The sequence below is a fragment of the Lelliottia nimipressuralis genome, assembly GCF_041464075.1.
GTDB classification, from domain to species: domain Bacteria; phylum Pseudomonadota; class Gammaproteobacteria; order Enterobacterales; family Enterobacteriaceae; genus Enterobacter; species Enterobacter nimipressuralis.
The window spans coordinates 1463317-1476245 of sequence record NZ_CP167172.1; the positions used below are offsets into that span (position 1 = coordinate 1463317).

At 44.3% G+C, this 12929-nt stretch carries 9 protein-coding genes; 7 read left to right on the forward strand and 2 right to left on the reverse strand.

The annotated features are described in order from the left end of the window. Positions 1-107: 107 nt before the first annotated feature. A complete protein-coding gene (locus tag ACB496_RS06825) occupies positions 108-995 on the forward strand; it encodes a LysR family transcriptional regulator (protein ID WP_371974721.1) in 888 nt (295 codons plus the stop codon). Between the two features lie 118 nt (positions 996-1113). On the opposite strand, the gene ACB496_RS06830 is transcribed toward ACB496_RS06825, so the two are convergent. Together ACB496_RS06830 and ACB496_RS06835 are read right to left on the reverse strand one after the other, a co-directional pair. Further along, the gene (locus ACB496_RS06830) at positions 1114-2007 is read right to left on the reverse strand and encodes a LysR family transcriptional regulator (RefSeq protein WP_371974722.1); all 894 of its coding nucleotides are present in this window, start codon (positions 2005-2007) and stop codon (positions 1114-1116) included. A 103-nt stretch (positions 2008-2110) separates the two neighbouring features. Beyond that, positions 2111-5353, reverse strand: coding sequence for an autotransporter outer membrane beta-barrel domain-containing protein (locus ACB496_RS06835; RefSeq protein WP_371974723.1), 3243 nt, complete (start codon positions 5351-5353; stop codon positions 2111-2113). A 474-nt stretch (positions 5354-5827) separates the two neighbouring features. Here ACB496_RS06835 and ACB496_RS06840 point away from each other — a divergent pair, with 474 nt between their 5' ends. The 6 genes from ACB496_RS06840 (at position 5828) to ACB496_RS06865 (ending at position 12686) form a co-directional block, all read left to right on the forward strand. Then, entirely contained in the window at positions 5828-6358 is a 531-nt protein-coding gene (locus tag ACB496_RS06840) for a fimbrial protein (RefSeq protein ID WP_102105197.1), read from the forward strand. 71 nt (positions 6359-6429) lie between these two features. Then, the gene (locus ACB496_RS06845; protein ID WP_371974724.1) at positions 6430-6978 is read left to right on the forward strand and encodes a fimbrial protein; all 549 of its coding nucleotides are present in this window, start codon (positions 6430-6432) and stop codon (positions 6976-6978) included. A gap of 84 nt (positions 6979-7062) precedes the next feature. Next, complete coding sequence (locus tag ACB496_RS06850) at positions 7063-7743, forward strand: molecular chaperone (protein ID WP_107703983.1); 681 nt, start codon at positions 7063-7065, stop codon at positions 7741-7743. A gap of 51 nt (positions 7744-7794) precedes the next feature. Continuing rightward, on the forward strand, positions 7795-10476 hold the full coding sequence (locus tag ACB496_RS06855) for a fimbria/pilus outer membrane usher protein (RefSeq protein WP_371974725.1): 2682 nt from the start codon (positions 7795-7797) through the stop codon (positions 10474-10476). A gap of 20 nt (positions 10477-10496) precedes the next feature. Beyond that, positions 10497-11453: a fimbrial protein gene (locus ACB496_RS06860; RefSeq protein WP_371974726.1), complete on the forward strand. Its 957-nt coding sequence runs from the start codon at positions 10497-10499 to the stop codon at positions 11451-11453. Positions 11454-11795: 342 nt separating this feature from the next. Beyond that, positions 11796-12686: a LysR family transcriptional regulator gene (locus tag ACB496_RS06865; protein WP_371974727.1), complete on the forward strand. Its 891-nt coding sequence runs from the start codon at positions 11796-11798 to the stop codon at positions 12684-12686. Positions 12687-12929: the final 243 nt, after the last annotated feature.

The window sequence follows — 12929 nt, forward strand, 5'->3', positions numbered from 1 at the left end:
CTGACCTGGAGCACTAAAGTTTTTTCACAGAATGTGACGTGATTAGCGAGATGTATAAAGGATTGAGTATTCTCAAATGAACGCTAACTGATTATGGAAGATTATAGATGATTCATCATAAATTAAGTAAAGCAGAAATAGGCCGCATACGAATTTTTAATACAGTCATGAAAACGAAAAGCATGAGCCAGACAGCTTTTGCGTTGAGTATTTCTCACTCAAGCGTCTACCTGGCCATAAAAAAACTACGGCTTTTATATAACGATGTGCTTTTTATCCGTGAAAAAAATTCGCTGATACCGACAGAATTTGCAAAGCGCTTGCATACCGAGTCCCTGGCCATATTGAATAACCAGCAAGACGTTCAGTCTGCTAATGTGGAAACAGACAAACAACGTTTCGTCTTTGCCTGCGCGCCGCATATCGCTGCAACCGTTATCCCTGTCACCTATTTGTTGATGGAGCAATCCATCTCCTTTCCCCTGGAGCATACCGCTCTTCCCGTTTCGCCAGAGGGAAGGGCCGATTTGTTGTTGAGCAATAAGGCGGATGTTATTTTTGACTATGAGCCTATTCAACATGAAGACATTTTCTTCAAGCGACTGTTTAAGGAAGATTATGCGATTGTTTGCCGTAACGATCACCCCAGGCTTTCGGACTCGATCTCGCTGAAAGAATTTTCCTATGAAAAACAGGCGGCGCTAGGGTGTTCCTCACTTTTTGATAACTTACTGGATGAGGGGCAAACCGCAAACGTATTTTTCTCCAGTCATTACTATCTTGACTTGCTGGCAATGGTGGAGGTAAGCGATATTATTTGTGTTATTCCATTGAATATTTATTTGAAGCTTCACGCATCTTTTGATATCAAATCGTTAAATTATAAATTTAAATTGAATGTCAAAAAAACAAGTTTATACATTAACTATTTAAAAGATCCTTCCAGACGAAAAGATAAAAATGATTTGCTCAAAAAAATAGCAATGATGCGCTAACCTTTGAAGAGTACAGTAGGGGGAAGGCTGTGGTGTTATGAAGGGAATAGCCATAACCGTTGTGCAGGCTATTCCCTTTGATTCACAACTCTTTGAATTTGTTAAGTACCTGTAAAAGCTAAAGAAAGTGTGGGCTTTTCAAGGAAGCTTTATTGTACGTCATATACATGGTGACCGGTTCCAGAGTGAAATTGCATTCCAGCACTTTAATATTGAAGCTGGACGCAAATTTTTCAGCAAACCAGGCGGGCACGAAACTGACCACGTCTGATTTTTCTACAATGGCGGCGTTAACAATAATGGAGCTGCTGCTAAAGAAAAAGTTGCGATCGCCTAAATACTCCATAATCCCCGTCTGCGTGCGTTTGACGTTTTCAGAACCGGCATTCAGGAAGCTGGAGGTTTCAAACGCCATCTCCTCATATGTCAGCGTCTTCTTTAACCGTGGATGATCCACCCGGCAAATAGGAACAGTCTGCTCAACCAGATACGGCTCTACCACGGTGGAAAAATTATAATAAGGCTTAGTGTCAAAGACGATATCGGCTTTGCGGTAGGTCAACGCATCTTCAATGGTATCCAGTAGTGCATCTGCGCTGATATGGCTTATTTCACAGTTAAGCCCTTCTTTTAGAACCTCAGCGCTCACATGAGGTAAGATGCGCATCGCCGCATAGGGCGTTGAGTGGACCACAAATTTGCTGCGGGTCGTTGTATCCTTGAAATAATCAAGGCTACCGAGTAGCTGCCTGAAACCTGCACGTAACTGATTATGCAAATTTTCTGCAATAGTGGTCGCCACAAGTCCTCTCCCTTCGCGGATAAAAAGGGGATCGGAGAAAAAACTGCGTAGCTTCGTCAATGACTGACTGACGGCCGAAGGGCTAACACACAGCAGTTCCGCCGCTTTAGATACGCTCTTGTGAACATAAATGGCTTCAAAGATTAAAAGAAGATTTAAATCAAATCCTTTGACTCTACTAATATTTGCGATAAGCGAATTTTCTGTCATTTTCAAATCCCTGATGAATGATGGACAAAGCTGTGACTTCACTCTGCGATATATTCACATAAAGAATAGTATAGCCACAGCTCAGCTCCTTTTTCTCGTGGTCTTAGAAAGAGACTTTCACATTTGCATTCGCGCTGTATCCCTCGATGTCAGAACCAAAACCTTTCTGGTAACTCACATCAGCATTCAAGAGGGTATTCTCTCCAAGACTTACGGTGACGCCCGCTGCACTCTGCCACCAGTCTTTACCGAAATCTGCTTGTGTACGTTTATCGGCAATTTGCACGTTTGCTTCATCACCCATAACGCTGACGGCATTAATTGCTAAATAAGGGGTCCAGTCTGGATTATCCATGAAGAAACGAAGGCCTGTTCGACCCTGTCCGTTACTCATGGAAACGCCTGAAACTGAACTGATCTCGTCGTTAAAATCCTCGAGATTAAGGTACTGATAAATAATCTGCGCCTGAGGTTCTACTTTGAGATTTTGATAAAGAACAAACGGCTTACCCACTTCCACTGACAGTGCGGCACCATAGCCATTCTGACTGGCGTCATGGGTGCTGTCATAATCGGTTTTGTACCAGCTTCCCTGACCGACAACGTCAATGTACGCGCCCTCGTGGGTTTTCAGAGTGTAATACCCGCCTAAGCTGTAAATACGACTGTCAATGCTGCCAGTTTTTGTCGAGAGAGAGGGATTATGACGGCGTAAACTGTCTTCGGAATCTGTGGTTTGGCGGCCCAACGTCGCCATAATACCTGCACGAATTTCCCCGCCATCAGTGGTTTTATCCCACAATAAATCCTGACCAAACTGGATTAAGCTCATATCCGTATCATAGCTATAACGACCGGCATCATAGTTTGTATGCTGATACGCTGTCCGCGCCCATGTCTCGTCTGTGTGCATAACGTTACTACCATTACGTTGATGATAAGTGCCGATAGCATCAAATCCATAATTCATGAGCAAAGTAGGGGCTGCAAGATAAGAAGGCACCTCTTCACGCCATGGCAGGTTTGCATCAGACGGGGTTGGGGCAGGTGTCGGGTCCGGAACAGGATCGGGTTCCGGCGCTGGCTCTGGATCAGGGGTCGGTTCTGGTTCTGGAGCCGGGTCTGGATCGGGAACAGGGTCTGGATCAGGAGTCGGGTCTGGATCAGGAGTAGGATCAGGAGTTGGGTCGGGTTCTGGCGTCGGGTCCGGATCGGGAACCGGGTCCGGAATAGCTTCGGAGCACGTATAATCAGCACAATCACTCAGGTACCAGTTTTCCCCTTCGCCGCTTGAAATGTCGCCTTTGTGCAACGTGTAGTTAAACGCGCCAGCAGAAACGGTGTTTCCAAGCGTAAAGGCGTTACTGCCCTCGGTATTGGTACCGTCGACCTGTATAACCTGAATGCCGTTAGCCGGAGTGTAATCACCCTGACCACCCGTATTGTTAACATACAGAATATTACTGCCGGTAACGTCACCCGTCACATGGATGGTATCGGTGGGGGAGTTACTATCATCCAGGAATGTATTGATGTGGTAAATACCATCACCGTTCATGTTTCCGTTGATATTCAGCGTAGAATAAGTACTTCCTGTATGAGAGAAAAAGACATTCCCTGCGGAATTCAATGTATTAACCGTAGAATTATCAGGAATAACCCATTTACTGGTAGCATCAATATTTACGCTGTTAGTGGTCTCGGTTGCACCCTTCCATTGCGAGTCCGAATTCAGATAAACATCAACAAGGTTTCCCTGAGCCGCGATAATGTCACCCTCAAGGAGTGAATCACTGGCCGATAGGTTCACCTTGCTCGCAGTAATCACCCCGGTACTCGTATTGATAGTGCTGTTCGCACGCAACAAAATACCGCTGCCGCTGGTAATCGTTGAATGATCGTTCACATTGATTTGCTCATTCGCACCCGAAATGATGATTCCTTCGGCAGCGGCGCTGCTCAGGTCACTGTTAATAAGCGTGACTATCGCCGGGTTGTCCGCATCAAACCCCGTTCCATAAATCGCGTTCGCATTGGCTCCCGTTGCACTCAGTTGGCTCCCTTTAAGCGTGATATTACTGTTTGCGTATGAGCGTATTAAATCGGCATTCTCGCCCGAAGAGTGTCCAGTAACAGACTCCGCAGTAATGATGGCATCATTCATCGCCGCCAGCAGGTAACTACCCGTACCGGAGGTCGTAATTGAGGAGTTGCTGATATCAAGGATACCTGTGCAGGCGATGTTGGCGGAACACGCGGCGACTGCCGCAGCAGAACTATTTCCCTCTGTAACCAGCGTCATGTTGGAGGCCGTCAGGGTGACAGGCGGGAGCTGGTTATAGGTCATATCACCAGAGTCGACATACAAGGCATACGATTTATCCCCTGTCGTCTTAACAATATCGTTATCGATATGCATATTATTGCGAGCATCAATAGCGTTGGATCTGACGCCGTTCGTGATAAGTGTAAGATTGTTGGCCGTGAGACTGCTCTCTTTCCCCGATAAGAAAAAGGCCGTGATATTATCGCCATAGCTCTGATAAATACCGCCATCCAGCCGAACGTCACTGTAGGCGTTGGCATTAATCATTGTGCTGTTACTGCCCGTAAAATTCACGTGCCCATTGGTGATTGTTGCCACCGCTTTTTGGTTCGAATTCGAACCAATGGCATAAATAGCATTTTGATAGCCCGTGGAGGACTGATTGATAGTGAGATTATCAATCACTGCTGTAGATGAATCGAGCTGAATCCCATACATGGCATCACTGAGTGTAATAGTGACATTACTCAGATCGTTAGCGGAAGCGCCATAATGCAAAGAGATGCCAGTACCTGTAGAGTTAGTATCGGTAATACGAATATCATCACCATGAAATGAGGAACCGGCCCCACTGACATAAACCACATAACTTCTTGATTGATTCGCACTAATATCAGCATTATTCAATGTTGCTGATGCACCGGAGCTTATGTTGATGGTTCTGCTCGCGTTTTTGGTGTCAATAGCGGCATTGGTAAGGGTTAAATTGGCAAGGTTAGAAAGGTTAAACGCATAGGACTCTTTTCCTGAAGTAGATATAACTGATTTTTCAGGAATAAGCGTATCGCCAGCATTATTACTCCCCTGAACCTTAACTGCGGTTCCCGCACCGGTAATGATAAACGCAGGATCATTATCCGCTGTGGTTTCTGTTGAAGGTAAAAAGTTAAAAAAATGTTCTTTACCGTCGCTATAGGTTATGGATGCGTAAACACTCAAAGGAGAAAGCAGAAGCCAATAGAACGGCGTAAATAGCCATTTACCCTTTAATGAATAATCATTTTTTTTACATATTTCCATGTTTAAATTTCCTTATAAATCATGGTTAAAAAGATATTGTACCTACGCCAGAAGCCAGGCGTTCTCAAGAATTAAATAGCGAAACAGGAATCAGTATTATTTAAAGGATTTAGTCAGTCCGTTTTTACACACTGATAAGCGTATTATTATCTGTTCACTTAACATGAAGGCATAAAGTGTAACTGTCTGTTTAATACGCTAAAAAAAGGGTGCCTTCATTTGTGGTGTTCAAGAAGTAGCCAGGAATTGACAGGTGTTCACCAGCATTTACATTTATTAGCAATGTAAGAATAAAGTCAATAAATTAATACTTGCATACCTTAAGTTAAGCTTAATGCATCTGTAAGCATTACTGACTGTACCGCCATTAAGGTTTCCTGAATAATCCACTCCAACGTAGATGTCTGGCAAAGAGGCATCCGTAATGGTTGTTAGATTCATAAACTAACAATATATAATCTTGATAGGATAAAAATGAAAATGACTTCATGGTTCAAACTTACAGTGCTTGCTGCAGCTGCTGCTGCAACAATGGGCGCAAACGCAGCTGCTGTTAATACTGGTACTATCACTGTTAATGGCCGTATTAACACCACCGGCTGTGTTATTGATGCAGCAAGTACTTCTGCCGCAATTGAATTAGGTACCATTATTGCTGCTGACTTCGGTGGTACTAAGGGCGCTAAGTCTCCTGCGAAAGATTTTACCATTCACCTGACTCAATGTCCGGAAGCACAGGCAGGTGTTAGCCTCACCGCAAACGGTACAGCAGATGCAACTGATTCAAAACTGCTGGCTATCACTGGCGTAACCGGCATTGGCTTGGGTTTATATAACCCAGACGATACCCAAATTAATTTAAACAGCGCTTCTGCGGTAACAACCATTGATGCCACTTCACACGAAGCGAATATTCCACTGCGCGCAGCAGCGGTTTATACCGGCGGGACTGTGACTGAAGGTCAGTTCACTGCAACGACTAACTTCACCCTGACCTATAACTAATCACCGGCTGTCATTTATTTCCAGAAATACAGTCTGAGAAAATGGCAAAGGTTAAAAGGATTAAACCAATTATGAACATGAAAAAATTAAGTATTGCAGCAGTCGTAATGATGGGCTTTGGTGTTTCTGGCGCCCAGGCTATTGACGGCACCCTGAATTTTCACGGCACCGTAGCGTCCACCGCCTGTTCTGTTGCGGCCGGTTCTGAAGCCCTGGTTGTGCCAATGGATGCTGTGCCGATTTCATTAGTTAGCGCACTGCCTGGCGCAGCTGTTACCAGCGCTAACCTGCAGAAGAGCTTCAGCATCAAGCTGGAAACCTGCCCAAGCGTTGTAGAAAACGTGTCGATCAAATTAACCGGTAAAACCTCATCCGGTGCTGGTGCCAACGTCTTTGTTGATTCCACGTCCTCTGGTGCTGCGAAATATGCGGGCTACGTTATTACTGATGCTCAGAGCGGCGCAGTCATTCCTGCCAACGTTGTAACGCAGTACAGCACGCCACTGGTAGTCGGTAATAACAATCTGAACTACCGTGTTGGCTACGCGAAGACAGGTGCTAACACCCCTACAGCGGGTCCGATGGTTTCCGTAATCAACTATGAGCTGTCTTATCTGTAATAATCATTTGATGATTTAATTACTCTTAATACAAGTGACTTTTGATGACAAAAGTCACTATTTTTTTAACCAAAGAAGAAACTTATGAAAATGTTAGTCAAGTCTATTCTCGCTAGCGCATTGCTGGTAACGGCTATCCCAAGTTTTGCCGGTTTAACCGTTGGCGCAACTCGGGTTATCTTTACAGGTGATATGAAAGAGGCGTCTCTGCCTATTATGAATGGTGAAGATTCCTCAGTATATCTCATCCGTTCATGGGTCAGTACCGATAATGCGGGCGAGAAAGTCCCATTTATGACCACGCCGCCTCTTTTCCGAATTGAGCCGGGCCAAAATAACACCGTTCGTATTACGCAGACCTCCTCAAATTTACCGCAGGATAAAGAGTCTGTTTTCTGGATCAATACGCTGGCCATTCCACCAGAAGCGAAAGTGAAATCTGAAAACTCGTTGCAGTTCTCTCTGAATACGCGAATTAAACTTTTCTACCGACCTGTTGCGATCAATAAGCCGGAAGAGGTCAAACACGCCTATGAAAAAGTAACCTTTAACTACGCTGGCGATTCGCTGGTAGCGAAAAACCCAACGCCATATTTTGTTAATATCTCGAGAATAAGTATTAATGGCCACGATGTGAAACAGGGTTACATGGTTGCCCCTGGCTCGTCTGTCAATATCAAGGAGCCTGCAAGCAGCGGCACAATCACCTGGCAATCGATAAATGACTACGGTGGGTTGAGCGAAAAGGCGACCGCTAAATTCTGAACAACAATGTTGTTACCTGATTGATAAACGAAAATGCTGGATGTATGAATTATGGATGATAATAAAATAAAAAATATGTCAGGTAAACTTTCACAGAAGCTGAGTGAGGCTGATGGCCGCGATTTTAAAAAATCAAATTACGATTGCTTTCATTCTTTAGCAAAGCCAGCTTCTTTTTTTATCTTATTATCATTACCTGCTGCTTCTTTTGGTGCCGAATCATTTAACCCTGAAATGCTCAAAGCTATGGGGGGGGTAAGTGACCTGCAAGATGTGGACCTTAACTATTTTGCCGAGAAAGGCGGCCAAATGCCGGGTTCATACAAAGTAAATGTCTATCTTAACAACCAGCAGGTGGATTTGAGGACGGTTAATTTCGTCAGTCTGAAAGAGTACCCGGGCAAGCTTTATGGGCAACTCACGCCGGAAGAGCTGGTTGGTTACGGGGTGATTTTAGATACGTTCCCCGATCTCAAAGCGGCACCGCAAACTGAGATAATGACCAAACCGCTTAATGTGTATGTGAAAGATGCCACTGAAACGCTGGATTTAAACCGTATGCGCTATGACATTACGGTTCCGCAGGTGGGGGTGGATACGCGTCCACGTAATGCGATTGACCCGAAACGTTGGGAAGCAGGCATTCCGGCAATCATTCTCAACTACAGCTATTCGGGATCAACGACATCCAGGGACGACAGTGATTCCCAGAGTCACTTTGTGAACTTAAGAAGTGGAGCCAACGTCGGTCCATGGCGTTTACGCAATTACTCCACCTATAGCGAAATTCACAACTCGTCTGACAACGGGCATGGCAACAGTAGCGACAGTAACCAGCGTGAATTTCAGTCGATCAATACGTACGTACAGCGTGATGTCCAGTTTTTACAGGGTGGCCAGCTCACATTAGGGCAAACAGCAACGCCGGGCGACGTCTTTGACAGTATTCAGTTTACCGGGGCACAGCTCGCGTCTGACGATCAGATGCTGCCTGACTCGATGAGCCAGTTCGCGCCCACGGTCCGGGGTATCGCGAAATCAAACGCCCAGGTTACGGTTAAACAGAACGGTTATACGATTTATCAGACCAACGTTTCCCCGGGCGCTTTTGCGATCACCGATCTCTATCCGTCGAGTAACGGTGGTGATTTGGAAGTGACCGTGAAGGAAGCGGACAACTCAGAAACGAAATTTACCGTTGCGACCAGCTCGGTACCTATTTTGCAGCGCGAAAAACGCCTGAAATACAATCTGGTTATGGGTGAATATCGTACCGGCACTGACGACACGAAAACACCTCAGTTCATTCAGATATCAAATATTTATGGTCTCACATCACGGACGACCATATATGGCGGTGTACAATATGCCGACAATTATCGTGCCGTTACTGTCGGATTAGGCAGAGACTTAGGCGCGTGGGGGGCGATCTCCTTTGATGGTACTCAGGCCACCAGTCAGTTTGATGATAATTCCCTGGGGACGAAAAAAGGCCAGTCCTATCGTGCAATGTATGCTAAAAACTTTGAACGTACGGATACTAACTTAGAAATTGCGGGTTATCGCTATTCTACCAAAGGGTATTATTCATTCAGCGATGTTCAGGACTATCAGGCTGATCCTGATTCAGATAATGACTTTGATAATTATAATCGCTCACATAACCAGCGAAGTAAAATTCAGTTGACGATTAGCCAGTCTTTCGGCGACTACGGCTCAATTAATATTAGCGGTAGTCGGCAGAATTATTGGGGCGGTGATGGTGTAGAGAAACTTATTCAGTTAGGTTACTCAACGACTATCTATGGAGTGAGTCTTGGGCTGAATTATAACTATTCCAAAAATCCGGGAACTGCAGAAGCCGATAAAATTGTCGCATTTAATATGTCTGTGCCGTTCGATCTCTTATTGGGACATACCGGGGCATGGATGACCTATAATATGAGCAGTAACAAGAATGGCACGACATCTCAACAGGCAGGTATCAGCGGTAACTTACTGCAGGATAATAACCTGAGTTATGCCGTGCAACAGGGCTATGAAAACGAAGGTCAGGGTTCATCGGGGAATGCCTCTCTCGATTACAAAGGTAATCTGGGCGAAAGTAATCTTGGATATAACTATGATGATCATACTCAACAATGGACGTATGGCGTACAGGGCGGCGTGGTAATACATCAGAACGGTGTAACATTATCACAGCCTCTCAGCGATACAATTGCCCTTGTTAAGGCGCCTGATGCCGGTGGCGTGAATGTTAAGAATAATACCGGCGTTAAGACTGACTGGCGCGGATATGCAGTCGTACCGTACGTTCAGCCTTATCGTAAAAATTCAATTGAACTCGATACGCAAAGTTTTGGCGATGATGTAGACATGGATTTCAGCAGTCAGACGGTTATTCCAACGCGTGGCGCTGTTACCATTGCCGACTTTAAAACACGTGTTGGTCAGCGAGCGCTTATCCAGCTTCTGTTCTCCGGGAAGCCCGTTCCTTTCGGCGCGACGGTGACCTTAATGCAAGATGAAACAGATGATGACAAAATTATTACCGGCATCGTCAGCGATCAAGGCCAGGTGTATTTATCGGGTCTGCCGGAAGAAGGCAATTTAATGGTGAAGTGGGGCGATGACAGCAACCAGAAATGTAAGGCAAATTATGCGTTACGTTCTGATAAAAAGAGTGCTGATAGCGCTGAGCTGATCAAGCAAATCACAGCCCAATGTCATTAATATAATTAAGAAGGTAGCCAATGATGAATCAAGTAGTGAAGTTAAGGAAATATACGGCGGGAATTGTGTTTAGTATTCTTGGTCTGGCAGGGTTGCATCCTTTTGCAGCCTATGCGCAGGGTTCTTGTGAACTGACACCAACGACTCAGATGAAAAATCTGCACTCTATAGAAATTCCACATAATACGCCGGTCAATACCGTTGTATATTCGTCTTCATTTCAAAGACGTTATGTTGCAACATGCACTTCTGGCGGTTATCAAACCTATACAATGCTGGCATCACAGTATTCCGGTAAATCGCCGAAGATTATCAATGGCGATGCTGTTTTTCCGACTGCGATAACCGGTATCGGTGTTGCCGTGCGAGTTGACGGTAGACCATTAAATACTAATATCCTAACTAACCACACAGAAGAAAACCTGCAAACGCCTGATTTTACATTTAAACTCTATAAAACGGGTAACACCACCTCTCCTTCACAAACCTTTGGTGGTGATTTATTTTCATACCAGGTCAACAGTTCCGCTGGAACTAAAGTTGCCGGCTACTACACGCTCGGGGGGGGGCCGCTGAGTCTGACCCCGTGTAGTTTAGGTTATACCGGGACTCTTGGTGTTGATATGGGCACACTGTTTCCGGGTACGCTCACCGGAAAAGGTGACACGGCATCGCCTGTCAGTTTTAAGATCCCGTTAGATTGTGATGCCGGAACCCGGTTAAATATAAGTTTTGACGCGGCGTCCACAAAAGGAGACGGCATCATCGACCTGTCCAACAGTACCGCGCGCGGTATTGGGATAAAACTCATGTACAATGAGTCGGCGGTTAAATTTGGTCAGGATACCTATATTCAGACAACGCAAACAGGGGGAGTATTCAATATTCCTTTGACCGCAGCTTATACACAGACAGAAAACGATATCACCCCAGGGTCAGTGAGCGCTGTTGCTAATTTCACTGTTTCCTATGAATAATATTGCGTAGGCAGAGTGATAATTACCCTTGAGGCCAACCAAAAACGTACGTAAAGTACGTTTTTGAGCTGGAGTTATTTCCCATGGTAAAGCAATTAACGAATAATAATATCGCTTTAACAACCGTGTTTTTGTACGCGGAACACCTAAAACAGTGAGATTTGTCTGGCGGTAACCTTTGGGCATATTCTCAAAGACAGCGCACTTTATTATATTTAACGAATTCACCCGCGATTGAACGACATGTTGCCAGAAGAGCATTATCAAAAAATGAACGTTCTAAAGGGACGAAATAAAGCTCTCAAAAATATTAATCACGAAAGGTATGTCAAGGAACGTCTTATGCTCTCTTTTAAAACAGAAAAGGTGGAAGCTGAACGACTGAAAATTTTTGATATGGTTATGCAAACCCAAAACCTGAGCCATGCCGCAGCGTCGTTGAATATATCCTACTCAAGTGTTCATCTGGCGATAAGAAAACTGCGGGTTTTATATAATGATTTGCTATTTATACACGATAAGAAAGCGATGGTGCCTACTGCTTTCGCCATTAGGTTATATAATGAAATACAGGCGTCGCTGTACAAGTCGCAGCCAAATAGCTTTATGAACAATGAAGAGCCAGACAATCTCCGTTTTGTTTTTTCCTGTGAATCACATATTGCTACCATCGTGACGCCCCTTGCTTTTCTGTCAATGCAGAATGTAGCACCATTCCCTTTGGTACATCTGCCTCTTCCGTCAACAGTACAGAATAAAAAGGATATCCTTCTTAATAATAAAGTGGATGTCATTTTAGATTATGCCCCTCTTGAGCATGAAGATATTTTCTCTAAACGGTTGTTCAAAGAGGACTATGTGATTGTTTGCAGCAATAATCATCCCAGACTGTTGAAGTCAATTAGCCATAAAGAGTTTTGTCAGGAGAAACATGCGGTTCAGACGTCACCGTCTGGTGTTGATACACAAACGAAATTTAGCAATGCGCATTGCGCACTGTTTAGCAGTCATAACTACCTTGATCTTTTGGCGATCGTTGAGGTCAGTGAATTGATTTGCGTTGTACCATTAAATATCTATCTGAAGTTAAACCTCGCCTTCAACATCAAAACATTAAGCTATAACTTCAAGTTGAATATTCAAAATACCAGCCTTTATATTAACTATCTGAAAGATCCCTTTCGTCCTGTCGAGAAAGCGTATTTGCTGGAAAAAATTAAGAAAATGAATTAAATGTTTTCGCAGCGTCAATAACATGCCCAAGGGTCTTCGCTGAGATCTTTACATTAACTTTTTTCCGGACAATACTTTGTTGTTAGTTAATTATGTGAAAAATGTTATTGTTATGATGCAAACACGTAAGTGTGATTAAGCATTTGTGGTAAGTCTATTTTAGCTCCCCGCGTAATATTTGGAATTCCCCAACGATTTTAGTGTGTTACCTTCCACTGTTTTAAAATAATTAACAGCATTAGT